The organism is Synechocystis sp. PCC 7339 (genome assembly GCF_019924095.1).
Classification (GTDB): Bacteria; Cyanobacteriota; Cyanobacteriia; order Cyanobacteriales; family Microcystaceae; genus Synechocystis.
The window spans coordinates 2,400,633-2,424,709 of record NZ_CP063659.1 but is presented as its reverse complement, the minus strand read 5'-3'; the positions used below and the strand labels follow the sequence as shown (position 1 = coordinate 2,424,709).

Here is a 24,077-nt window from a genome sequence, read left to right as displayed (position 1 = left end):
AGCGTTGATGACGTTGGACGTGTTTTTCCGACCTCTGCTCAAGAAGGGGACAGCTTGATCTGATCCCTAGCCTCCATCTTGCTTCGACTGACCTTTTATCCCTACGAGGAATTTTGATCATGGCTTTGACTCAAGGCACCCATCATATCGGTCTGACCGTTCCCGACATCAATACCACCCGCGATTTTTTCGTAAATGTACTAGAATTTCAACAAGTCGGTGAAGTGCCCGACTACCCTGCTTACTTTCTCTCTGACGGCACCAGCTTACTGACCCTCTGGCAGGCGACAGAGCCGGATCACGCGATTCCTTTTAACCGCAAAACCAACATCGGCCTGCACCATTTTGCCTTCAAAGTAGACGGGGTCGAAATCCTCAAGGCCATCTACAGAAAGCTCAAAACCGCCCCAGGTGTCGAGATTGAATTCGCGCCGGAACTGTTGGGCGGTGGCCCCACTCAGCACATGATGTTTGCCATTCCTGGCGGCATCCGCATGGAGTTGACCGCTCCCGCCCGTTAACCTAAGGACGAGAGTACCTACGTTGGCATGGGCTGACCGACACTATCCTGGGAAGTCCATCCAGCGCGACTCGCGGTTTTTACTGACAACCATCACTTTCAAAATTTGGGAGACCGACATCATGGCAATCCCCGGCTGGCAACGGACAGATTCTCCCTTTCATCAGGGGGAGCGGGCGATTCAAGAACGTCTGGGCGCCTTAGACCAAATGGATAATTTCGGCCGGAGGATTATTCGCGAATTTTTGCCCGAGCAGCATCGCCAATTCTACGCCCAACTTTCCTACTTTCTGGTTGGTACAGTGGATGCTGCAGGAAATCCGTGGGCATCCATCCTGGTGGGTGAACCTGGCTTTATTTCAACGCCAAATGACCACACTCTTCACATCGCCGCTCAGCCTCTCTATGGCGATCCGCTTACTAAGACCCTGAAAGTTGGTAGTTATATTGGCTTTCTCGGGGTTGAATTGCATACTCGTCGTCGCAACCGCGTTAATGGCATGGTTAGCAACATCGGGCCCGATGGCTTCGAGGTGCAAGTGAGTCAAACCTTTGGCAACTGTCCCAAGTATATCCAGGCGCGACAGTTCAATTTAGTTATATTTGACCCGGCTGTGGCCAAACCCCTGCATACCCTCACCACCTTGGGAGAAACTGAACGTCAGATAGTTTTGGCTGCCGATACCTTCTTTATCACCACCGCTTATCTGGATGATGCTGCCGGAATGGGCAAAGGTGTCGATGTCTCTCACCGGGGCGGCAAACCTGGCTTTGTGCGAGTTGACGGCGATACCCTCACTGTGCCCGATTTTATCGGCAACTGCCACTTCAACACCTTTGGTAACATTGAGGTTAATCCTAGAGCTGGCCTGTTGTTCATTGACTTTGATCGTGGCAATTTGCTTTATCTTACAGGCAGAGCTGAGGTGGTTTGGGACGGAGACCCGGAAATTGAAGCCTATGCAGGCGCTGAGCGGCTGTTCAAGTTTCATCTTACCCAGGGCATCCGGATAGATAGTGGCTTGCCCTTAGCTTGGTCTCAGCCGGAATATTCTCGCTTTTTAGAGCAGACAGGTTTTTGGTAGACCATTTGTCCGAACATATGGTGGCCTGCCAAATCCGCCGTAACGCTCCTATGCTTTGACCAATTTCCTTCAGAACGCACTCGCCGTCGGTCGGACTATGATTTCATTCACGTCAACATCATCGGGTTGGGATACGGCGTACAGCACCGCTCTCGCGATCGCATCTGGGCTGAGCGAAATTTTGCGAAATTCCTGCAAAGCACCTTTCGCCGACCCGTCTGTAATATCAGAGCCAAGTTCGGTGGCAACGACACCCGGAGAGATCGTAGTGACGCGAATATTTTGTGATTCCTGGCGCAGTCCTTCGGAGATAGCCCAAACCGCATATTTTGTGGCGCAATAGACGGCCCCCGTCGGAACGACTACATGAGCCCCAATCGATGCGGTATTGATGAACTGCCCGCCACCTTGCGTTTCCATAATCGGTAGCCCAGCTGCGATACCATTCAATACGCCCCGAATATTCACATTAATCATGTTGTCCCATTCCTCGACTTTCAGGGCGTTCATCGGCGATAGGGGCATTATACCTGCATTGTTAAAGATGACATCAACGCGGTTAAATTTGTCTTTGGCAAACTCAACAAATGCTTTTACGTTTTCGCGATCGGTGACATCGACTGCTTTAAATTCTGCTGTGCCACCTGAGGCATGAATTTCCTCGACTAGCTTCTCCAGCCTTTCTGTCCGCCGTGCCCCTAAAAGGACTTTTGCGCCATTTTGGGCGAGCAGTTTTGCGGTAGCTTCACCGATACCGCTACTGGCTCCAGTAATAGCAATTACTTTGTTTTCTACATTCAACATGGTGAGTTTTCCTTTTGTTTGAGTTTCCTTGAGTTTTAGTCAGTGTAAATTAAAGTAACATGCCGCCAGAGACTTCAATTCTCTGAGCATTTACCCAGCGGTTATCTTCGGAGAGTAAAGATACGATCTACCCGCCAATATCATCAGGAACACCCACTCGACCTAACGCGGTTTGCGAAGCGATAAGGGTGTAATTAACTTGAGTGTAATGATTTCCAATTCTAAAGTTCTTTCAGATTCTTCTCGTGATTTATCAGATTCTTATGATATTTTCAGAAGTCTTCGAAAACTTCCAAATACAGGCAGCTACTAATCAGGCGGGATTTTATTGAAGAGTATCTTTTGGCCCCTTTTACGGTTTCAACCGACCATTGGTAAAGACTTTCGAGACTCAACCAGAGCTGGTAAACTTGCCCTCAAGAGTCTGCTGCAATGACTTTTTATACCAATCGTTCATGACGTTGTCGCGCTACCTCCAATGATAAAAACTTAGGGCAAGGGATAGATAGGCCAAGGGACTCGGTTCCATGACGATGATGTTAAAAGTTGGTTGTCCCCATAGGAACCGAGTCCCTGAGCAGTGGTTTATCTTTAGAGCAATATTGTACTTCTTTCTCAAGAAATAAATAAGGAGTTGTATCTTGAAATTCAAGGAAGACTCAGAATTTCTACCCTTTCCTCAGTCACAGCAACGGTGTGTTCAAACTGAGCTGAAAGTTTCTTATCTTTTGTAATCACAGTCCAACGATCTGCAAGAAACTTAAGAGTACTCGTTCCTTCGTTTAGCATCGGCTCAACCGTAAAAACCATTCCCGGACGCAACTTCAATCCACTGCCTCGTTCGCCAAAGTGAGGAATTTGAAGCTCTGTATGCATCTGCCTGCCAATGCCATGCCCAACCATATCTCGAACAACTGAGAACCCATTTGCCTCTGCATATTCTTGAATTACAGTCCCAATATCATCAATTCTTGCCCCCGGCTTGATTTCAGCAATCCCCAGCATCATCGATCCGTGAGTGGCTTCAACCAGTTTCCGGGCGGTTGCGGATACATTGCCAACCAGGAATGTTTTAGACGTGTCGCCATGATAACCGTCTAGGCGTGGCGTCACATCGATATTAATGATATCCCCGTCTTTAAGGATGTGCTTTGGATTCGGAATTCCGTGACAAACTACTTCATTAATGCTGGTGCAAATTGAGCCGTTAAAGGGGGGATGATCGGGAGGCGCATAGCCAAGGGTGGCACTGGTTGCACCCTGAGCTTGCATCCAACGCGCCGCCTCATCATTTAAGGCTTTCGTACTCACTCCAGGTTGCACCATTGATCCAAGATGATTGAGGAGGTTCGCAGCAAGTCGTCCAACCCGCCGCATTTTGTCTAGTTCTCTACTCAAAAGCAAGACAAGGCCTGGAGAACCCTGGGGTTGGACAAAATCTCCGGCGATCGAGAGCAAATTCTGACGGTTCATGGATAAAGCCTGTGCTGTGCTATTACTGGTATCCCTCTTGCGTCAGACTGGGCAAGCCGATTTGCTGGAAATCATCGAAAGCCTTTAGCAACAACGGTTTTATGTAGTGTACTTAACAAGATATTATCCCCCATGATTGTCGAGTTTTGAAAACATTGAAACGTCTCCACAGTGAGACTTTTTGTGTAGTACTGAAAAATATTCTTTCCGAGATTCAGGAAAGAGGGGTATAGCAAAGGACGAGATAGTTAGGACAGTTCTCTCAACGCTATATCCAATGCAGAAATCAGCGATTCTCCATTACTAACAAGTTGGGAAACATAACGTTTTAGTCTCGCCCAGAACTTCTCAATTTTGTTCAAGTCTGGTGAATATGGTGGTAAAAATATAACCTCACACCCAGCTTTTGCTACCAATGCCTTTATTCTTTCTTTCGGATGAAAGCTTGCATTATCCATGATTAGTATCTGACCTGGTATTAACTCTGGTAATAACATTTCTTCTATCCACGTGCATACTACTTGAGCGTTACAGTATCCTTCAAATATCATTGGAGCTATTGTTGTTCCATTCCACCAACAACTTATTATGCTGACTCTCTTGGTTCTATGTCCTAATTTGCTCGCCTTTAATCTCTCTGATTTATGACAGTACCCATAGGGGTAGTCTAGAGTGTCATCTAGACCGGCTTGATCCATATAAATCAGTTTTTCTGCCGCATATTGCTTGATTTCATCTTCAAATGCCTTTCTCTCTTCCTCTTCTATTTCCCTGTAAATATAAGTTTTTTTTTCTAGTAAACCCTATTTTCTTTAGAGCCTTACTTATTCTTATTCTACTTACAGGCTCTGGCCATTTTTCTGCCATTTGTTTTTGCGTTAAATGACCGTTCTCCTCCGCAAATTCTCTGAATTTATCCAAATCATCTATTTTCGGTCGTGGACCACGCTCATAATCTCTCTTCGCGGCCACACTTCCTGTTTCTTTCTTCTTTTTTATCCATAGGTCTAAGGTGTTGCGACTAATGTTCAGTGTTCGGCAGACATGGCTTTTCTTCTCTCCTTTTTCTACTGCACTTACCGCTTTCTCTCTTAGATCTACACTGTAGGGGGCTGGCATCGCTTTTTTCCTAACTCTTTCCATACATTATGTCCTAATTTTAGCAATCTTTGCTATATCCCTCTTTCATCAATCTAGGCAGAAGAAGAATAGAATGTATTCCATGAATTTAGCAAATACTTTAATCGATCTAGCTTATCAACCTTGTTGTAAAGTTTAGTTAACTCATCCAAAACATGGGCAAATGGAAATACTTTTAACCACTTTTTGATAAGATTTATTGCATTAAATACAGAGATCACTAATCGTAGGTTGTTTAGCCATTTTTTCCACCCTTCTTCTTTATCCCATTTTTCATGCTTTTGATGATACTTTGACGTTGAATTTAGAGTCGGATTAAAATTCTCATCATAAAAACAAATCATACAATATGCACACATCACTAATTCCCACCATTTTTGAATTTGCTCATAATGAGTTACCCTAAAATCTGCCCATCCTAATTCACTTTTGCATTGCTTAAATCCATATTCTATCCATGACCTTACCCCATATATTCTGCCAACTTCTTTATATTTAATATCTGGTATTCGAGTCATTACAAACCATCCTGCTTTTTCCTCCTCTTTTTCTGTTTCTGTTTTAATTTCCCAATATCTTATTGCGCTTTTTTTGCCATAAACTATTTCTCTGATATACCTATCTTCCTGTTTTCCATCCCATCTTATATGTTCAAACCTCCTCCACTTATTTGCCCTTACTTTAGCTTCCTTTGGAAGCCAGACCCCATGATTGCTCCGGATTCCCACTGCATATTCTATTTTTAATTCCTCTACGGCACTGATAAAATTGCTATGGCTTTCTCCATATAAGCTATCTGACACTACTCTTTTTATTTTAAAACCACTTTCTTCTAGTTCTTTTATTATCTCTACTGCTAATTCCGGCTTTGTTTTATACTTATCTCCCTCTTTTAATCTTTCTTTTGGTTTAAATACTTTTGATTCTAGAGGAAACGTTACTCCATTGCAGTAACCATAGGCATTTACTGACACTATACCGCTTTCTATTTTTCCTAAATTTCCAATATATTGTCTTTTTACATAATCTGTTGTTTTCCCTTTTTTGGGGTCTCCTGTTTCATCTATTATTACTATTATTTCTCTTCCTTCTAAAACTTCTAAGATAATATTTAATCTTCTTTTTTCTAATTCTTTTAATTCCCAAGGAGAATCTGTCATGAAATGCAGTAATCCCTGTTCATTTTTCAATCCTAGTGATGATGCTATTGCAGGTAAACTCTTTCTTTTTATATCACTTAATATTCCCACAATGATATATTTAAATGACTCATAAGACCTCACTTCTGGAAATATATCTTTATACAGTTCACTATATGTGTCTACACACTGTACTGTCTTTTTCGCCTCTCTTGTCTTTGTCATTCTCCCTCCGCGCTTTTCAGCCTTTTATCTCCATTTTAATTCCCTCAGTCTGACGGAAGAGGGATATTAAGTCAACGGAGGTGTCGGATAGCATTTAGATTGTAAAGATATATGGCATGAACAGCCATGAGCGGCTTCCCAGAGGTTAACCCCAGGTTTATGGTTTACCAAAATCCCCTGACCTTTTCCGAGTTGGGGGACAAAATCAACTAATTTGGGCAACAATTTTTTCGGCTATCTGGCGATCGCCGTGTTTGTCTAACTTCTGAGTCAGCCTGGGTTTTTTGGGGTTTTCCAACAAAAAATCCCAGTTCCCGGCAAAAAACTGCTGGTGGGGCACAATTTGGTGCTCTCCGTAGTTCTGTAAACCTGCCAGTAAAACTTGCGCTTCCGCAAAACCATCCCTAGTCAGGGAAATAATTGGGACTTCTAACTTTAATGCTTCAGCAAAAGTGCCAAACCCAGGCTTGGAAAATATTCGGCCACAAAGGGGCATTAGATCCACGGGGCGATAGGTTTTATCCTTGATAATGGTCAGGTTATCTAACCTAGGGGCTTGGGCGTCAAAGGTAATAAATTGATGGTCAGGAAACGTTGTTAACACTTGATAGGGAATAGCCTCTAAACCTAAACCGCCAAAGGTTAGTAAAATAGTTTTTTCTTTGGTAGTTTTAATGGCAAATTTTTCCCTCAACATTTGCTCGCCGTAGCGGGGATCTCCCCCTAGTAATCCTGTGGCAATTTTCCTGGGAAAAATTTCCATTGGTTCGGCTAAAGGTAACTGAAATAATAAATCACATTGCCGATAATCCCGTTCAATTTTTTCGATAACTTCCCCAAATTCATCGCCCCAGTCCCGATAAATAAAATTCCAACCGAAATTACTACTCATCCAACAGGGCAGATCCGCTCGATGGGCGATCGCCACTGCTAGGGCCGGAATGTCCGCCAGCACTAGATCTACCTGATTGTTACGTAAATAGTTAGACTCCGTGGCCACCAGGGCACTTTCCCGCTTGTAAATATCTTGTAAGGCTTGCAGAGTTGCCTTTTCATCCATCTGTAAACTATCTGCCTGTACCACGCCAACATCAAAAGCCACTGGGCGGTGAATAAAGGGTTTTTCCAAATAACACTCCAGCAACCAACGGAGGCTACGGGTAGCCATGATTATCAACACATCAGGGCAAAGTTCCTGGACCCGGCGGGCAATGCAAGCAGTCCGCACCGCATGGCCAAAACCATGGCCCGTAATTGCACAGTAGAGGGTGGGACGTTTCATGCAAAAAGGTGAGAATTATGAAGATTTCTGTTGACCAGTGGGGCGATCGGGATTTTTCCCGCACAATAACAGTAATAACTGGGTGAGTTTAGAGGTAAAGTCCATGCAGAGCAAAAAGTGTTACACCGCCCCATCGACCTTTACCAATCCGGCCGAAGCTTCCACCCATGATCGCATTTTGAAGGGAGCTTTGAAATTATTTGGCACTAAGGGCTATGAAGGTACCACTACCAAGGATTTGGCCCAAGCGGCCAATGTGGCTGAAGGGACTTTGTTCCGTTATTTCACCAATAAAAAGGCCATTTTAGTAGAAGTAGCCACCGCCGGCTGGGTGGAAATTCTCACTGACTTGCTAACGGAATTAAGCGAGATGGGTAGTTATAAGGCGATCGCCCAGGTAATGAAGCGGCGGATGTTCCATTTGCGAGAAAACAAATATCTATTGCAAGTCTGCTTTGTGGAAGCCCAATATCACCCAGAGTTACGGGAAAAAATTCAGTCGGAAATTATCGATAAAATGACCGATGTGGCAGAGGCCTTTTTCCAAACTGCCATGGACCGAGGAATTTACCGACCGATGAATCCCAAAATTGTTGCCCAGGTTTTCTTAGGCATGTTTGCAGTGGCGGGTTTTTCGGAACAAACAGTAATTGACCCCCACGCTTCCCCCCAGGCTTTGCAGGAAATGGCGGAGGGGTTAGCGGATATTTTTCTCCATGGAGTATTGGCCAAAGGCGAAAAAATGTGATTAATCAAACCCTGACAAATTCTAACCAAACCTGAGAGCCTGTTTGAAAAGTTGAGTTTTGGCTGTTTAATCCCCCCCAGCCCCCCCTTAAGCAGGGGGGAACTGTCACAAAAGTCCCCCTTTTTAAGCCAGAGCTTTAGTAAGGAGATTTAGGGGGATAAACACCTAGCCTTGCAATTTTCAAACACTTTCTGAGAATGGTTCCAAAAATACTGTCAACCTTGGTAAATCAAGACAGTGAACCAAAATTGTATCAATAGCATTCTAGGACGAAAAATTTAAGTTTTATCAATAGCAAAAGTTTTAACGTTTGCCCTGGAAAATTTGTTTCATCTGTTCCCACACTTCAGCAGGGGTGATTTTAAAACCGACGTAAAGCACCACCAAAATGATAGCGATAATAGCCCCATTTTTTAAAGTTGCTGCTGTTACGTTGAAAAACCATCTTAGTACCAAACCAATAATTACAATAGTGGCTAGGAAAAGGACAATTTCCATTAATTTACGCTCCTAATTTCCCATTCACTGGGCTGGCACGGCAAAAAAGGCGATGGCAATGCCCAATGCTAAACCAGCAAAAACCTGTACCGGGGTGTGCCCCAGTAGTTCCTTTAGACGCTCCTCCGTGAGGCTTTGATCTTCCTGAAACAGTTCATCAATTAATTGATTGAGAATGCGGGCTTGTTTACCGGCGGCCTGTCTTACCCCCGCCGCATCGTACATGACAATGACGGCAAATAAACAAGCAATGGCAAACTCATTACTGCCCCACCCTTTTTGCAAGCCGACCCCCGTGGCTAGGGCCCCCACCAACGCAGAATGGGCACTGGGCATTCCTCCGGTGGAAACGAGAGAACGGAGATTAATTTTACCGTTGCGGAAAATTTCCACGATCGCCTTAATGCCCTGGGCCAAAAAACAGGCCGCCAGGGAAATCAGAAGCACTTGGTTGTGGAATACTGCGCCAAAATCTTGCATAGATAATGCAGGCTGGAAAAAGGCCGGCCTTGGTTGAACTACCATGATCAACCATACCTTAAACTTAGGCGATCGCCGTTGCTGGCCTTGAACACCAAAGGAAAAATAACCTTAAACCAGCTTCAGACAACCGGGGGAGTTTCCACCTCAGGGCCGGGGATAGGCAAGGAAAAATAGAAAGTGCTACCCTGACCCAGACTGCTATTGACGCCGATGGTGCCGCCATGGTGTTCAACAATTTTCTTGCAGATAGGTAAGCCCAAACCGGTGCCCTGGGGTTTGTCGGTGAGTACATCCCCCCCCTGCTGAAAGGGCTCAAAAATTTTGGCTTGATCCGCCGGATCGATACCGGGGCCATGGTCAATAATTTCCACCCAGAGATAATCTTGATGGCGGTGGCTACGGGTAATGATTAAACCTTTAGGCGTGAATTTGACCGCATTGGAGAGCAAATTAAGCACCACTTGCAAAATTCGGTTTTCATCGCCAATAAAATCAGGTAAATCCGGTTCCAACTCCCCTTGCAAACTAATATTTTTCTTTTGGGCCTGGGGAGTAATGGTGGCGATCGCCCGCTCAATAATGGGATTAATGGCACAGGGTTGTTCCTGCCAGGATTCCTGTCCCGCTTCCATTTTGGCAATGTCCAGCACGTCGTTGATCAAAGCAGTGAGCCGGTGGGCCTCCGACTCAATGATGGCCAAATTCCTCATCACCCGTTCCGTGGCCTTACCAAGGCGGGGCTGAGCCAAATCCAACTCTGGGATAATCACTCGGTGCAATTTGTCCTGAATTACCGTGGCAAAACCCAAAATAGAGGTGAGAGGGGTGCGTAACTCATGGGACACTGTCGCTAAAAAGTCCGTTTTCATCCGCTCCACTTCCCGTTCGTGGGTAACGTCCCGGATCATAATCACTGCCCCTAGACATTGGGAATATTTGCATCCATCTTCATTGGAAGTAATGCTAGTGATCAAAGCTTGCCCCTGGCGACCCTGACTTAATGCCACATCGGCGGTGACCACCTGTTGCTCTTGTCTTTCCGGTTTAGCTAACAACTGATTCAAAGTCGCAGGGAAATAGGCATCTACCCCCGCGCCCAATAGTTCTAGGCCCTCCAGGTCAAACATGGCCAACAGAGCCGGGTTGTAGCGAGTAATGCGGCCAAACAGATCGATCACTAACAGGCCATCGGCCAGATTATCAACGATCGCCGTCAGGTCAGCTAGGGTATTTTCCATGGTTTTGGACTGCTCCTGAAAGCGGGCTAGCAACTGAGCTTGGTACACTGCTACGCCCAACTGATTGGCAATTTGGTGGAGCAAATGGATTTCCCTTGCTTGCCAATGGCGGGGAGCCCCATTTTGATAAGCCCCCAACAGTCCCCAGAGTTGTTCCCCCACAAACACTGGCACAGTTAAAAAAGCACGAATTTCAAACTGGCGTAAGTTAGCCAAATGACAGTCACTGAAACCCGCTGTTTCCACATCGCCCACCGCTAAACTCTCATGCTGGCGGTAACGCCCCCCCTGGGTTTCCTGGAGATAGGTATCTTGCCAGAGGGGAAAATTATTGTCCGCATCTAGCAGGGGTTCCCATATTTGAGCTATAGACTCATGGATAAATTCCCCACTCCAGTCCGGGTTAAAGCGGTACACTAACACCCGGTCACAACTGAGTAAATGGCGCACTTCGTCGCTGGTGGCTCGGAAAATAGTCTGTAACTCCAACGTCTGGCGAATGCCTTCAATTACCCTGGTGAGAGCCCGTTCTTCCTCCGCAATGCGAGCGAGATAATCTTTTTGGGCCTCCACTTCCCCTAGGGCACTTTGGAGAGCAGCCGATCGCCGTTGGGACTCGGTCAACAATTCTGCCTGTTGCAATGCCACCCCTAAGTTGAGGGCAATTTTGAAGGTAAACTCAATGTCCGAACTTTCCCACGCCCGGGACTCTCCATATTGGTGGACTGATAACACCCCCCAGAGGCGATCGCCGGAAAAGAGGGGCACCACTAAATTAGCCTTGGTTAATCCCAATATTGATTGAGCAAAATCCGCCCCCTGCTCGTCTGTGTCATCCATGGCCAAAATCAATCCCCTGGCAAAATGGTCGATCCATTGGGAAGACAAAGGTACTTTCTCTTGTGGAGGTAAGGGGCATAGTTTTTCGCCCGTCTGGGCTTCCGCTTGAATTTCTCCCCAGGAAAAATTTTTATTCTGCCTAATTTTAATAATGACCACCCGGTCTGCCGCCAACAATTTCCCCACCTCCGTCACCGTGGTTTGAAATAGGGAGCGTAGATCAAGGGTAAAGCGAATTTTGTCGATGACATCGGCGATCGCTTGTTCCCGCTGGGCGGACTTAAGGTAAGTTTCCTTTTGGGTCTGGCCCTCAGCCACCATAGTCTGCAACGCATTTTTGTGGTTCTGGCAATGAATCCAAAGCTCCGTCTTCATCAAACCCAAACAGAATAAATGGGCCATGCGCTGGGCAAATTGCTGATTCCCCAGGGGCCAGGGCCGGGCTTGGTGGAGATATTGGAGACTGAGAACCCCCCAATGGCGTTGGTTAATCACCAAAGGTAAATGCAATAGACTTTTAATCCCCAGGGTCTGACAAAATTCCCCCTGAACCGGATCTAGTTCGACAAATTCATCCCCCTGACCCCCCATTGTCCACAGGCCTTCGTGGGGCAATTGCCCCAGTAAATGAAGCCAAAGACAGTCATGGTAAGGCTCATCCAAGGGCAGAATATCCCTGGCTGGAGCAGTGGCCTGGGCCACAAGGCGGGATTGATGGCTCGGGAACACTGCATTCTGCACCAACAACACCCGGTCTACCCCTAAGCCCTGCTGTAACCCCTCCACCACCAGTCGATAAACATTATGTAAATCCTGGGACTGGAGAATCATTTCCAGCAGTTGATCGGCGATCGCCTGTTGGACTGCGGTGCCATGGGAAGAAGGAGACATTGTTACATTCCTTAAAAAAGTGTTACAATAGTTAACATAAGTTTTTATTAGGAGTAATCCAATTATGACCACCCGTGGCTTCCGCTTGGATCAGGACAATCGTCTCAACAACTTTGCCATCGAACCAGAAGTTTACGTTGACTCTTCCGTACAAGCGGGTTGGACTAAATACGCCGAAAAAATGAATGGTCGTTTTGCCATGATCGGCTTTGCCTCCCTCCTAATTATGGAAGTAGTTACAGGGCACGGCGTCATCGGTTGGTTAAACAGTCTGTAAGATGATCTTGGCGAAGTTCCCTGGGCCATCCAAGTTTGGGCAAAAGTTTTAGGGACAAATCTTTCATCTTGGGTTGCGGTACCTTGACACGCCGTTAAAAGCTTGCAAGCAATTTCTCAAATCGTTAGGTAAGCCGGGGGAAATGAGGCTTTTCTCCTCCTCTGGTCACCCTGGCAAAAACTATTGCGTCGGCGCTTGCTTAAGCACCACTATTAAGTCCACCTGTCCCGTTTCTCCATCAACATTACTGGTGGTTATGGCTAAGCCGGTGATGCCCTCTAGAATCGATTGGGCTTCCGGTGGCACTTCTGCCGTAGCTCCGGACAGAGCGCCAAACAGGGGCCAGGCCTCCTCTAAATTAACGTAGAAATAACCATGGTTGCGCTGGGGCAAAGCAGATGTGACCTCAGCAAAAGTTCCTCCATCGGCAAGGGAATCTTCCCGAGGAAGATCCACTAGGGGATTGGGGGCAAAACCAATGGTGAGCAGGAAAATATCTTCATCTAACCACCCATAGCCCATTGCTGTTCTTTGGTCAGGGCTGTCCCATAGGGTAATTTTCACCCCCTGCACATCCTCTTGGCGGGAGTCCATCCCTGGGGGCAATTCCCGTCGGACTAGGTTCTCTAATTGGCTAATGGTATTTTCCGCCGTCTGGCGATCGCCTGTTTCCAGCAGAATCAAACCGCCAACTCCAAAATCCCCCAACATGCCTCCCCGAGCTGGAACCATACCCACTGCAAATTCCCCATCCATCCAACCAAACACATCATTGTCCAGATCTAAGGCAGTTTCCGAGGCAAAAGCTCGGCGTATTTCTTCCACTGTTGTGCCCAGGGGCTCCACACTCTCTCCTTGACTGACCAACTGTTGCCAACGTCCTTTGATATCGGTGCCATTGAGGGCCATCAGGGTATCGGCGGGCACCCTTTCCAGGATGCGATTAGCACTGGGGGGAAAATCCATTGGGGCTCCAGGGGCCAAATTGGCGATCGCCTGGAAGTGTAACCCTTGGTCGGCGATGCTCACCCCCATCACCAGAGACTCAATTTGGGCTAATTGTTCTAGGGTCTCCGGTGGTAAGTTTTCTCCGGACTGGGTCGCCATGGCCGTCAGGAGTTGACCATAATCCAACACATAAAATGTGGCGATGGGATTTTTCAAGCTGGAAGTCTTTTCCCATAACCCCCGGCCCTGGGATGCTGCCCCCAGGGAATTGCCCTCTTGAACTGTGGCGATCACCGTTTCAATGGTGCTGGTTTGGGATGCCACCACCAACTTTTCGTCCACCAAGGCATAGCTAATGGTCTCCCCATCGCCCGTCACCGCCTCCCAGAGTTTTACCCCTTCATACTCCAACTCCTGGGGAGGCGACTGCCATTGCGCCGCTAGCTTTTGGAAAAATTGCAGTGCTTTGGTTTTATCTTTAACCCCCACCACCAGCAATAGGTCGGTTTGATCGGCTTCCCCAGGGATTGGTACCATGGCCACCATCACATTGCCCAGCCAGGGTTGGATGTCCTGGCCATAGTCAATGTCACCGTTGGCCAATAAATTTTCCTGTAACGCATCGCCCCATTGCTCCGGTGCAAAAACCTGGAATTTGCCCAGGGATAACCACCGTTGCTGATCAGTTTCCACAAACCCTGCCATCATGGTGTCCGAGGGGAGCACCTGGGCTCCAGTCTGGGGGGTTAAATCCCGACCCCGATTCATCCTTGAGTAGAGAAAAAGCCCTCCCCCCACCACAATGGCGATCGCCGCCACCGTTGCCCCGAGCACGTAGGTAAGACTGGATTTCTGGGTAGTCATGGTGGCATTCTTTTAATAAAAGTTTACAAAATCCCTAAAAATCTAGGTCCACTCCCAAGGACAAACGCAGGTGCCCTAATCCCAATTCTTGGGGTGTGAGGAAGCGGGTTTCAAAATAGCCCAACATATGGCGTAGTTCCGGCCTGCCCTTGGATTGTCCCGTTACCCCCATGGCAATCAAAACTGCACAATAACCCTTGGTATCCCGACAACGACGTTCCCAATTTTTTTTCGCCTGGCGGTGGGCCGGGGCGTCGAGGAGAAATTCTCCAAAGAGAAACAATTTATCCTGGCCGATTTTCAGGATGCCCAGATCATATTTAGTTTCCGTCCAGGGGTCTCGCCCCACATTAAAACCCAGTCCGGCGATTTCTCCCTCTTGTTGGAGGCGACGAATCAAATCTTTGGCTTTGGGACGGCTAGTTTGGATCATCAACACTGGCATTCCGTCCCCCTTTTGCCGAAATTCACCGGCCTGGTAATGAACCATGGGGGAAGAACGCAGGCTGTGTACTAGATCCCAAGGCACCATGCCCAAGCTCATATAGGAATTGTCAGGAATTAAATCATCTTCCAACAGGTCATCGTCGTCTTCTTCGTCTTCCCCCTCAAAGCCCAGTTGCGCTAAAAATTCCGCTGTTAGATCCGGTTGGGTAGACAGCCGCACCAATAATTGTTCCCGGTTGATCTTGGGTTTAAGGGGATGTTTAACCTTTACCTCTTTGGTGATTAAGTCCACATTTTCCGCTTCAAAATCGGTGTGGTGGGCTTTGATAAAATGGGCCAACCCTTCCAGAGCACAGTAAATAGCTAGGGCTTCCCCTTCGTCAATAAAGGGACGAATGCCCTCAAGGGGATGGATACTGCCAAAAATGGCCATGGCCTGGCTATCTTGGCTGGCAGAGAAAAACAGGGGGGTTTCCTTGGGCATGGTTCCCCCCTGGCCGCCGGCTTCGTAGTTAATAAACCAGCAGTCCTGGGAGAGAAAAACCTGTTCTAAACACTGGTTATCGTCCTCCCCCATGGCCATTTCCCGAAAGGTTTTCAGGGATTCTAAGGAACGATAGAGGATGATGCCATATTCTTCTCCCAACATCCCCATCACACAGGCGTAGAGCGGGGGGACTTCCTCTAGGGTTGGGATTTGGATGGCAATAATATCCAGGTCAGTCAACACTTCCCAGGGGGCTAAATGCCAAATTTCCCGAGCCAACTTTTTGAGGGGAGCATCGAACGGTGGGGGAATGGGGTCTGGGCGGCGGTCATCGATGCTGTCAAAGGTGCGAAAAAGTTCATCAATTAGGGGCAGTTGGGCTTGGTATTCCACATTGATATTCAAGTCCTGGAGAATACCCCGCAGTAAAAACTGTAGTTCCCGATTGCGGACAACAATTTTTTTGGGCCGACAGGGAGGCGCTGGCGATCGGGGCATCTCCATGGCCCGGATCAGGGTACGAACCACGGTTTCCATACCGGAGGTTTCAGGAATTACGTCCATGGAACGTACTAATCCCTCGGTACCATCCACCCAGAGAATGCATTCCCCTGCTTCCCCGTCTTCCCTTTCTCCCAAGGCTCCCCCATTAAACGGGCGGCGATCGCCTTCCCAGACACTCGGAATCTGTGGTAATTGCTGCAGCCGATGCTGGGTAGACGAGGGCAAGGAAGATGTCATAGATGAACAATGGACGGACAAAAATAATAGTTAGCACAATGGCTGGGAGTGGGGAGCATTTTCAGAGGGAAAAGTAATGTCCAGAGTTAACGACCGCATCAAGGACAATGGCATAGACAGAATCAGACCCCCCTGGTTAAGGCAAGCTCCACCAACCCTGAAACGTCTAATATCCTAACAAGGAATCCCTAGATTGCGAGCTTTTCTAAATGACTTGATACATAATTGGCAAACTTAACCAATCGGCGGTGGATAGCAATACCATGTCGTCGGGGACTGGGGCCACCGTTACCCCGTGGGCGGTTAAGTCCTGCACCAGGGCCAAGACCACAGGGAGCAAATTTTTCAGCGCCAGCACCCGGGGGGGATTGTTTTCTAGGCTGGGGGGATTGGTGGAGTTGTTGCCAGTTATTTGTTGGCCCAGGGCGGTGACGGTGGCAGGTAAGGGAAAACGGGAAAGGATTAAAAACCAATGGGCGATCGCCTTATCTCCCCCAATGATCCAAAGGGGATCCTCCGGGCTAGGCCAGGTGAGTTGTTCTTTACCTTGCAATAACTTGAGGTCTGGATGGAGAATGGCCGCCACACTCAGACCGCGATTATTGACCCCAATTAAACAACCGTAGAGGGGTTCCTCACCAAAGTTTTCCAATTCACACTGTAAAGCTTGGTTAGTAGCCACAGTGGGCAGGAAGCTAGGGGGCGCATTGGGAACACCATTGGCCCCATTGCCGGTGCTGTTGTCCTGGGGGGGATGGGGGTAACGGGTTGATCGCCATTGGTAGGTCAAACGGGGCAGGGGATTATCGCCGCTGGTTTGTTGCACCAATTTGAGGGCGGCCCCCAGTTGGGTACTATCTCCGTTGGCCAGCAGGGTCAGCCACTTCAGGGCTAGCAAACGGTTCAAGCAGGGGTCCAGGGCACTAATGACGGTTTTCACTGCTCCGCTAGACTCGGACTTGGTCAGGGGTTGCAGGGGATTGCCCCCCTCGGTAAATAGGCTGTAGCGGTGGACTTCCAACTTACCAAACACACAATCTGCACTGCTGTCTCCGGCATTAATGACTGCTTCCACGGCGGAGATCGCCCCAAAGGCGCTGGTGGCATCCACTCGCTCAATGCGCTCCAGGTCATGGGCTAGGGCAACCGTTAAGGCGAGGGTTCTGGGAATGGCTCGGTAAATTTCCCGTAGGCCACTGCCCACAAGAGTTTCCTTTTCGGCTTTTTCGTCATTGGCTGCCGTTGGGGTGGGTGCTGCTGACTCTGCTTTGGTTGGTGCAGGGGCGGCGATCGCCGTTAAAGTAGCGCTTTGCCCTTTGACGCTTTGTACTTGCCAGAGAGCATTAGCATTATTCAGGGCGCTTCCCGCCCCCATGGCTGGAACCGTTAAATAACAGGAATGCACTAGGGCTCGCTTTTGCACCAGGGGAGCCAGGGCCACAATTTGACTTTGGAGAGAATTCTCGCTGACTAAGCCAGTTACCATGCCCTCTCCCCCCATTGCTAGGGTTGTGGGAACTAAGAAATCCGGAGAATTATTCGGCGATCGCCATTGGGGAATTTGTTCTGCACCCAGACGGGGAACCAGTAAATTGCGGCTATGCTCCCAGAGGCTTGCCATCGCGCTGGCGGAGTTGTTTTCCCAAAGACTTTGGGTTAGGGCCAAGGTAAATAGTCCCGCTGACTGTTTGCCCAGTTGAACTTCCACCGCAGTTTGTCCAGGGCCGGTGGCGCTAATTAGGGTGATATTGCCTAAGCTTGCTTTGGCTGGGGGATTACTAGCATTGACTTCCGGAGGCATCTGCCCTCCCCGGCCTCCACTGCGACCCCGCAAATTCCCCTCAAACTCTTTCCCTCCAATGCTAAAGCCACAGTCGAGCACAAGATAGATTTGTTTAGTTTTAAGGGATTGTAACCAATTGACTAAGGTCGTGAGGGGCAGAAGATTATTTTCCTCTTCCCCGGCTAAAAATAGGCCCAAATAGGGCAAAGCCTGTTCCCAAGTGGGGCTGGGGGTCATGGCCGCTGGCGGATTGTAACTGCCGTAACCACTAAAGGCCACCACCACCGGATCGCCTTTTTGCACCTGTTGCCGTAGATGATTATCAAACAAAGTTTCCAGGGCTGGCAACGTCATAGCTTGGGGGTCTAGGCCTGCCACTTTGGCTTGATCAAAACCGTAACGTCCTGTTAACACTCCCCCTAGCAATTGCCTATCGGTGCGGCACCCCATCAATGCCCGGCGATCGCCATTGGTTCCATCACCTTGCCCCGCCGCCAATAATAGGGCCCACTTTTGATTCGTGGTGGATGCGAGGGATTGGCCCATAGTTCTGGCGGACCATCCCCAGGCCCAGGAACCAAGCCCCAGGGCTATGCCGCTACGTAAAAATGTCCGTCGGTCAAAGGTCATTGTCAATTCAACTCTCTAAGGCGATCGCCATGGGCCTAGCCTAGCGTTTTGAGAACTTTGGTGCTGGACACATTCCCATAATTAGATTAACAGCAATACCTGCCCTGGTGAATGTGCTAAAGCAAACATTTTTTCTTTAATGTCACACTAATCTACTTAGATTGTTGAGCTAATTTTGGTTGAATTTGATAACCGAAACACAACAAAGAAAACCATAGTTGGGGAGAAAGCTTTTCCAACCAACTACGGGAATTAATTAGCCACTGGGGATACCAAAAGCGGAACAGAGCATTGAGCAAAGCCTGACGGGAAAAATCAAAATAAACTAACAGCCATTTTAATAGATCCGTGGTACCAGCCATCTGCCAAATCCAAAACAATAGTTGGGGATTTTTGCGGGCCGCCTTCAGCGCTAGGCGGGAAAACAACCACCAAGTCGTGCGGTCTTTAATGAAAGTTTCCGCCACCGTTGGGGAAGAATCAGCCAACAGCCCAAAGAAAGTATTGAGCATAGCATTAACCTGTTGGGGCGGTAACTGTTTCCCCGTCGGCACCATCATTCCCTTGGAAAACATCCAAGTCACAGCAATATTACTTTGGTAGGCTCGAATTTGATTTAATTGCTTTGCTTGGAGCAGGTCGTACTGCAAAGCCGTGTGCAACAAGTCCGTTAACTTTGCTAGGTTCCTTACCAGAGAACCAAACCCAGTGAATACCAAAGGGGATTGTAAGGAAGCGGCATCCCCGATCGCCACTAATCGATCCAAGGCAATGGTGCGGTCTTGGGCGCTGGTGCTAAAGTGACCAGGAATATAACCGAAGGTAGCTTTTTTCCAAGTTAATTTTTCTAAATTACAGCGGCGATACTCCGGCAAAATGCTGAAAAAGTCTTCGTACATTTCCAACAATGAGCCTGGATTTTGTTTGTTAACTTGATGGTAATGGAAAAGATAAATTGTCATTTCGTCCCCTGCTCCGGGGAACAATTCCCAAATCAACTGCCTACCCCGGGAAATATCCCCATGGGAATTGAGCACATCACCATAGGCATTGTCCCAAACCACTGGATCAATGCCTTCTACCACTGCTCCCACGGTGGGACAAACACTGTTAAAAGTTTTACCGCCATTCAACTGCCAAGCAATGGGAGAAGCGGTGCCCATGGCATCCACCAACAATCGGGCTTGGGCTAGTTTTGTTTGATTATTTTGCAGGTTCAGACAATGGACTACTACTTTTTCCGGGTCAATGGTGGCGTCCATAAATTCAGTCTCATCCCAAATAATGCCCCCTGCTTCTTGGAATTTTTCTCCACAGATTGCCAAAAATTTAGCTGAATCTAGGGCAATGTTTAACACAGTGGGAGTGTGGAGGACATTGGCTTTGAGGTGGGGCGGATTGTAGGCATCAAAAAATTTATTAAAACCGTCTCGATATTCTCGAGCAATGATGCTTTCAAATTCCTCTGGAGTGAATAAATTTAAGTTAATTAATCGCTGAAATTCATCCCGAGAAATATTCCATTCCCGGTTCATTCGGCCAAAGGGCAATCGTTCAATGATCAGTACCCGATAACCCAACCGGGCCATCACCGCCGCATGGACTGAGCCCAGGGCACCGCCTAGGTAAATTAGGTCAAACTCAGGAGTTGCAGGGGCCAACACCTTCGCCGTGGGGGTTTGACTGATCACTTTTTTGGGGGTTTGAGGGTTGGCCACATTTTCTCGCCACCGTTGTTCCCACCAGTAAACCCGTTTGAGGTCATATTCCCCCTGGGGAAATTTCTGGAAGAATTTAACCGTTTCAGGATACCGGTCTTGCAATGCCTGGAAAATATTTTGCTGTTCCAGATCGATCGCCGGTGGGACCGGATAGGTAGGGGGAAATTTTTGTTCTAATGCCCGCCGCAATTCCTTGGCGATCGCCGTTTCTTGGGGGAAGCTGGTGTCACCCCAACGCACACATTTAAGATAGGTGGTTCTTTGTAAAGACCAAACAAAAATAGATAGTTCACTGCTTTGGCCAGAGGAACCCCGCAGCCTTAAACCTTGTTGAGTAGGCAACTTTTGCCCCACTAAGGGCGACCAAGCTCCCTGGAGCCAAGCAACAACTTCGGCGGTGGCAGGGGTGGGGACTTCACAGTAGAGCAGTTCACGCATGGGTTGGAGATGGACTTAAAAGTCTTGGCCGGCGGATTGCCAAAAGATAAAAAGTATGTAGGAAAAAAGCCAAATGTATCTGGCTTCTATTTATGTTATCAACCAATGGGCAACCGGTTGAAAATTTGTTGGGTAAAAAACGAGGCTTTCCCATTAATTAACCCTTAAGTCAGGCAAATTGGTTGTTAAAATCCCCTGAAATTTAATATTTTTTTGGGTCATTCAATGATTTAACTGCCTGGATTTCCTTAACCAGAATTAATCTTAAAAGTTGCCATTAATTTACCCAAAAATCTGTTCCGTTACAGGGTAATTCAACACAGTAAACCACGGGGAGATAAATGAAACTCAACTTAAAACTTTTTCTAACTCATGTTGTTGCCATAGGGATTGATACAATCCTGATTTTTGAAGCAATTCTTCATGGCTACCGGTTTGGACAATGCGGCCATGGTCCATGACAAAGATACGGTCAGCCTGGGCGGCGGCGGAAAGTTGGTGGGAAACAAAGAGCACTGTGTTGTTGCGGCGGGCCAGGTAATGCAAAATGCGGGTAGCGGTCTGATTATCTACGCTAGAAAGGGCGTCGTCTAGCACCAGCAGGGGCGCATCGAGAATCAAAGCTCTGGCCAAAGCGGCCCGTTGTCTTTGCCCACCGGATAGGGTAATGCCCCTTTCCCCCACTAGGGTTTGGTAATGCTGGGGAAAATTGGTAATTTCCTGGTCTAAATGGGCCTGTTGGGCCGCCTGCTCGATCGCCGTGTCGGTTTGACTCGGATCGCTGTAGGCAATGTTTTCCGCAATGGTGGTACTGAACAAAAAGCTGTCCTGGGGCACAAAGGCGATCGCCGACCGTAGATCGCTGAGGGCAATCTGGGTAATGTCGTAGTCATCAATGAACACCTGGCCGGGGGCGATATCTAACAAACGAGGTAAGGCATTAACCAGGGTAGATTTACCGGCACCGATGGGCCCCACAATAGCCACCATTTCCCCAGGGTAAACAGTGAAATCCACCTTTTCCAAGGCTGGCAGGTCGCTACCGGGGTAGCAATAACTCAGACCGCGGGCGGTGATTTTACCTGTTGCTCTAGCCGGACTAAAGGGTAAAGGTTGGGGCACAGTTAAAATTTTGGGAGTGGTGTGGAAAATAGCCTCCACCCGTTGAATGCTCACTTCCCCCCGTTGATAGGCGGTGATGGTAAAACCCAGCAGAGCGGTGGGAAACACCAACCGTTCCACCAAAATAATCAGGGCAATAAAATCCCCAATGGTGATACTGCCATCTTGAATCAAACCTGTGCCAAAGGCTAGCAAAATCAGCAAACTCAGGTAAGCCAGACCTTCAATGAGGGGAAAGAGAAAATTTCTAATGCGGGCTAGCTTTAAGTTCGACTGGAGCAATTTTTGGTTTCTCGTCTGAAAAGCTTGCCGTTCGTTATTTTCCTGGGAATAAATTTTAATTAAACTGATGCCACTCATATCCTCTTGCACCAGTTCACTCAGGGCAGATAACTCTTCCTGCACCTCCAGTTGATAATCCCGCAACTTACCGCTGAAAAGATTAACACTCATCAGCATCAACGGATAAACGGAAATCGCCAATAAAGTGAGGGGAATATGGAGGGCAAACATGGCCGGGATAGTCAGAGCATAGGCAAAGATGGTGTTAATCAAACTCAACACTGCAAAGCCTACCAAACGGCGAATATTGTCCACATCGCTGGTGGCCCGGTTAATCAAGTCCCCAATGGTATTTTCAGTGAAATAGAGGGGTTCTAGCCTGAGCAAATGGTCAAAAATTTTCTGTTTGAGTTCATATTCCACCTGTCTCCCCACCCCAAAAATAAAAATGCGGGAGGCCATGCGGATAAACCACATCAGGGAAGCGAGAACAATAATCAGCACCACAATGCGGGCCACGTCCGACGCTTCAAAGGGGGGCATTAAATCATCAATGCTATCCCGCATCAAAATGGGAATGTAAACCCCCAGGGCATTGGCCAAAAACAGGGCAAAAGTTCCAGCTCCGATCGCCCGCCAATGGGGAGTTAAATAACGGAGTAACTGCTTGACGCTGGGGGCGGCCATGGACGGAACCTAAAGGGAAAACAGCCTTGATCCTAACCCATTTAACGGTTAATTTCCTCTGGCTCAGGTGGGGGAACTGCACTACTAACACTGCTAAACCTTGCTGAAATAGGAGAATTTTGGCTTTTTGTTTGGTGACCATTTCCCCCGTAGCCTAAACTGCTAAAAGATCGTATTTTGTGTAGTTTTTTGATGGCATTGGGGCCATGGGCGTAATGGGTGTAAATTTTTTGGCAGGGGATATTGGTGGCACTAAAACAATTCTGGCTCTGGTGACGGTGAAGGATGACAGCCCTGGATTAGGTCAGCCCGTGACCCTGTTTGAACAGACCTACAGCAGTCCAGCTTTTGCCGATCTGGTGCCCATGGTGCAACAATTCCGCCAAGAAGCGGCTTTTGTGTTGGATAACCGAATCTCCGTTGCCAAAGCTTGTTTTGCCATTGCCGGCCCCGTGGTCGATAACACCTGTCGCCTCACCAATTTAGATTGGCACCTCAGCGGCGATCGCCTGGCCCAGGAGTTAGCCATTGCCCAGGTTGACCTCATCAATGACTTTGCCGCTGTGGGCTACGGCATTTTAGGCCTAGGGTCAGAGGATTTAACCGTACTCCAGTCCGCGCCGGTGGATCCGTCAGGGGCGATCGCCATCTTGGGAGCGGGCACCGGCTTGGGACAATGCTACGTTATTCCCCAGGGTCAAGGACGCTATCGAGTTTTTGCCTCCGAAGGAGCCCATGGCGATTTTGCCCCCCGATCGCCATTGGAGTGGCAATTGTTGGAGTATCTCAAACAGCAGTATGCCCTGTCACGGGTTTCCATTGAACGGGTGGTATCGGGCATGGGCATCGCCGTGATTTATGAATTTTTGCGGCACCAATACCCAGAGCAGGAATCAGCCCAATTCAAGCAACTGTACCAAACCTGGCACCGGGAAAAAGAGCAAGAAGCCAAAACCGTCGATTTAGCGGCGGCCGTATCCCAGGCGGCCCTAGAAGGTACAGATGCTTTAGCCAGCCAAGCTATGGAGCTTTTTCTCGCAGCCTATGGCGCCGAGGCTGGTAACCTCGCCCTCAAGTTTCTGCCCCGAGGGGGACTTTACGTTGCCGGTGGCATTGCCCCTAAAATTATTCCTCTGCTGGAAAAGGGTAGTTTCATACGGAGCTTTAGCGACAAAGGTAGGATGCAAAGCTTAATGGGGACAATTCCTGTACAGGTAGTACTCAATGCCAAAGTTGGCCTCATTGGAGCGGCGGTCTATGCGGCCCAGTCCTAGGAAGTGGACA

The 24,077-nt window shown here is 48.1% G+C and carries 19 protein-coding genes; 5 read left to right on the top strand and 14 right to left on the bottom strand.

Features of this window, described 5'->3' with window-relative positions:
* The first annotated feature begins 119 nt into the window (after positions 1 to 119).
* Together IQE94_RS11530 and IQE94_RS11525 are read left to right on the top strand one after the other, a co-directional pair.
* Complete coding sequence (locus IQE94_RS11530) at positions 120 to 521, top strand: VOC family protein (protein WP_212718456.1); 402 nt, start codon at positions 120 to 122, stop codon at positions 519 to 521.
* A gap of 121 nt (positions 522 to 642) precedes the next feature.
* Positions 643 to 1,605: a pyridoxamine 5'-phosphate oxidase family protein gene (locus IQE94_RS11525; RefSeq protein WP_212718454.1), complete on the top strand. Its 963-nt coding sequence runs from the start codon at positions 643 to 645 to the stop codon at positions 1,603 to 1,605.
* 69 nt (positions 1,606 to 1,674) lie between these two features.
* On the opposite strand, the gene IQE94_RS11520 is transcribed toward IQE94_RS11525, so the two are convergent.
* From IQE94_RS11520 to IQE94_RS11495, 6 genes are all read right to left on the bottom strand, one after another.
* Positions 1,675 to 2,409: an SDR family oxidoreductase gene (locus tag IQE94_RS11520; protein WP_212718452.1), complete on the bottom strand. Its 735-nt coding sequence runs from the start codon at positions 2,407 to 2,409 to the stop codon at positions 1,675 to 1,677.
* Positions 2,410 to 3,057: 648 nt separating this feature from the next.
* Entirely contained in the window at positions 3,058 to 3,882 is an 825-nt protein-coding gene (gene map / locus IQE94_RS11515; protein ID WP_212718450.1) for a type I methionyl aminopeptidase, read from the bottom strand.
* Positions 3,883 to 4,130: 248 nt separating this feature from the next.
* The gene (locus tag IQE94_RS11510) at positions 4,131 to 4,613 is read right to left on the bottom strand and encodes an IS630 family transposase (RefSeq protein WP_249214025.1); all 483 of its coding nucleotides are present in this window, start codon (positions 4,611 to 4,613) and stop codon (positions 4,131 to 4,133) included.
* A 7-nt stretch (positions 4,614 to 4,620) separates the two neighbouring features.
* Positions 4,621 to 5,025 carry an IS630 transposase-related protein gene (locus IQE94_RS11505; protein WP_223341982.1) on the bottom strand — a complete coding sequence of 135 codons (405 nt, stop codon included), beginning with the start codon at positions 5,023 to 5,025 and terminating at the stop codon, positions 4,621 to 4,623.
* 50 nt (positions 5,026 to 5,075) lie between these two features.
* Positions 5,076 to 6,386, bottom strand: a complete 1,311-nt coding sequence (locus IQE94_RS11500) for an IS701 family transposase (RefSeq protein ID WP_223341980.1) — start codon at positions 6,384 to 6,386, stop codon at positions 5,076 to 5,078.
* Between the two features lie 205 nt (positions 6,387 to 6,591).
* Positions 6,592 to 7,668 (bottom strand): glycosyl transferase, encoded by a 1,077-nt coding sequence (locus tag IQE94_RS11495; RefSeq protein WP_223341978.1) that lies wholly within the window; start codon positions 7,666 to 7,668, stop codon positions 6,592 to 6,594.
* A 37-nt stretch (positions 7,669 to 7,705) separates the two neighbouring features.
* Between IQE94_RS11495 and IQE94_RS11490 the strand changes: the two genes are divergently transcribed.
* Positions 7,706 to 8,416, top strand: a complete 711-nt coding sequence (locus IQE94_RS11490) for a TetR/AcrR family transcriptional regulator (protein WP_212718415.1) — start codon at positions 7,706 to 7,708, stop codon at positions 8,414 to 8,416.
* 303 nt (positions 8,417 to 8,719) lie between these two features.
* Here the strand turns inward: IQE94_RS11490 and IQE94_RS11485 are convergent, their stop codons facing one another.
* The 3 genes from IQE94_RS11485 to IQE94_RS11475 form a co-directional block, all read right to left on the bottom strand.
* A complete protein-coding gene (locus tag IQE94_RS11485) occupies positions 8,720 to 8,914 on the bottom strand; it encodes a hypothetical protein (RefSeq protein WP_212718416.1) in 195 nt (64 codons plus the stop codon).
* 24 nt (positions 8,915 to 8,938) lie between these two features.
* Entirely contained in the window at positions 8,939 to 9,394 is a 456-nt protein-coding gene (locus IQE94_RS11480; protein ID WP_010871840.1) for a divergent PAP2 family protein, read from the bottom strand.
* A 122-nt stretch (positions 9,395 to 9,516) separates the two neighbouring features.
* A complete protein-coding gene (locus IQE94_RS11475; protein ID WP_223341977.1) occupies positions 9,517 to 12,366 on the bottom strand; it encodes a GAF domain-containing protein in 2,850 nt (949 codons plus the stop codon).
* A gap of 64 nt (positions 12,367 to 12,430) precedes the next feature.
* Between IQE94_RS11475 and IQE94_RS11470 the strand changes: the two genes are divergently transcribed.
* Positions 12,431 to 12,643: a chlorophyll a/b-binding protein gene (locus tag IQE94_RS11470; RefSeq protein WP_010871838.1), complete on the top strand. Its 213-nt coding sequence runs from the start codon at positions 12,431 to 12,433 to the stop codon at positions 12,641 to 12,643.
* 180 nt (positions 12,644 to 12,823) lie between these two features.
* Here IQE94_RS11470 and IQE94_RS11465 read toward each other — a convergent pair whose 3' ends face one another.
* The 5 genes from IQE94_RS11465 to IQE94_RS11445 form a co-directional block, all read right to left on the bottom strand.
* The gene (locus IQE94_RS11465) at positions 12,824 to 14,455 is read right to left on the bottom strand and encodes a DUF3352 domain-containing protein (protein WP_223341975.1); all 1,632 of its coding nucleotides are present in this window, start codon (positions 14,453 to 14,455) and stop codon (positions 12,824 to 12,826) included.
* 34 nt (positions 14,456 to 14,489) lie between these two features.
* Positions 14,490 to 16,130 carry a hypothetical protein gene (locus IQE94_RS11460; RefSeq protein WP_223341973.1) on the bottom strand — a complete coding sequence of 547 codons (1,641 nt, stop codon included), beginning with the start codon at positions 16,128 to 16,130 and terminating at the stop codon, positions 14,490 to 14,492.
* 205 nt (positions 16,131 to 16,335) lie between these two features.
* Positions 16,336 to 18,543: a caspase family protein gene (locus tag IQE94_RS11455; protein ID WP_223341972.1), complete on the bottom strand. Its 2,208-nt coding sequence runs from the start codon at positions 18,541 to 18,543 to the stop codon at positions 16,336 to 16,338.
* Between the two features lie 152 nt (positions 18,544 to 18,695).
* On the bottom strand, positions 18,696 to 20,702 hold the full coding sequence (locus IQE94_RS11450) for an NAD(P)/FAD-dependent oxidoreductase (protein ID WP_212718426.1): 2,007 nt from the start codon (positions 20,700 to 20,702) through the stop codon (positions 18,696 to 18,698).
* A 348-nt stretch (positions 20,703 to 21,050) separates the two neighbouring features.
* The gene (locus tag IQE94_RS11445; protein ID WP_223341970.1) at positions 21,051 to 22,793 is read right to left on the bottom strand and encodes an ABC transporter ATP-binding protein; all 1,743 of its coding nucleotides are present in this window, start codon (positions 22,791 to 22,793) and stop codon (positions 21,051 to 21,053) included.
* A gap of 206 nt (positions 22,794 to 22,999) precedes the next feature.
* Between IQE94_RS11445 and glk the strand changes: the two genes are divergently transcribed.
* Complete coding sequence (gene glk, locus IQE94_RS11440) at positions 23,000 to 24,067, top strand: glucokinase (RefSeq protein ID WP_223341968.1); 1,068 nt, start codon at positions 23,000 to 23,002, stop codon at positions 24,065 to 24,067.
* The last annotated feature ends 10 nt before the right edge of the window (positions 24,068 to 24,077 follow it).

Excerpts from the sequence above, each read along its gene's own strand:
- IQE94_RS11455 (WP_223341972.1), bottom strand. The coding sequence starts at position 18,543 with ATGACCTTTGACCGACGGACATTTTTACGTAGCGGCATAGCCCTGGGG.
- IQE94_RS11480 (WP_010871840.1), bottom strand. The coding sequence starts at position 9,394 with ATGCAAGATTTTGGCGCAGTATTCCACAACCAAGTGCTTCTGATTTCC.
- IQE94_RS11460 (WP_223341973.1), bottom strand. The coding sequence starts at position 16,130 with ATGACATCTTCCTTGCCCTCGTCTACCCAGCATCGGCTGCAGCAATTA.
- IQE94_RS11530 (WP_212718456.1), top strand. The coding sequence starts at position 120 with ATGGCTTTGACTCAAGGCACCCATCATATCGGTCTGACCGTTCCCGAC.
- IQE94_RS11450 (WP_212718426.1), bottom strand. The coding sequence starts at position 20,702 with ATGCGTGAACTGCTCTACTGTGAAGTCCCCACCCCTGCCACCGCCGAA.
- IQE94_RS11500 (WP_223341980.1), bottom strand. The coding sequence starts at position 6,386 with ATGACAAAGACAAGAGAGGCGAAAAAGACAGTACAGTGTGTAGACACA.
- IQE94_RS11445 (WP_223341970.1), bottom strand. The coding sequence starts at position 22,793 with ATGGCCGCCCCCAGCGTCAAGCAGTTACTCCGTTATTTAACTCCCCAT.
- IQE94_RS11485 (WP_212718416.1), bottom strand. The coding sequence starts at position 8,914 with ATGGAAATTGTCCTTTTCCTAGCCACTATTGTAATTATTGGTTTGGTA.
- glk (WP_223341968.1), top strand. The coding sequence starts at position 23,000 with ATGGGCGTAATGGGTGTAAATTTTTTGGCAGGGGATATTGGTGGCACT.
- IQE94_RS11505 (WP_223341982.1), bottom strand. The coding sequence starts at position 5,025 with ATGGAAAGAGTTAGGAAAAAAGCGATGCCAGCCCCCTACAGTGTAGAT.
- IQE94_RS11465 (WP_223341975.1), bottom strand. The coding sequence starts at position 14,455 with ATGACTACCCAGAAATCCAGTCTTACCTACGTGCTCGGGGCAACGGTG.
- IQE94_RS11520 (WP_212718452.1), bottom strand. The coding sequence starts at position 2,409 with ATGTTGAATGTAGAAAACAAAGTAATTGCTATTACTGGAGCCAGTAGC.
- IQE94_RS11470 (WP_010871838.1), top strand. The coding sequence starts at position 12,431 with ATGACCACCCGTGGCTTCCGCTTGGATCAGGACAATCGTCTCAACAAC.
- IQE94_RS11475 (WP_223341977.1), bottom strand. The coding sequence starts at position 12,366 with ATGTCTCCTTCTTCCCATGGCACCGCAGTCCAACAGGCGATCGCCGAT.
- IQE94_RS11495 (WP_223341978.1), bottom strand. The coding sequence starts at position 7,668 with ATGAAACGTCCCACCCTCTACTGTGCAATTACGGGCCATGGTTTTGGC.
- IQE94_RS11525 (WP_212718454.1), top strand. The coding sequence starts at position 643 with ATGGCAATCCCCGGCTGGCAACGGACAGATTCTCCCTTTCATCAGGGG.
- map (WP_212718450.1), bottom strand. The coding sequence starts at position 3,882 with ATGAACCGTCAGAATTTGCTCTCGATCGCCGGAGATTTTGTCCAACCC.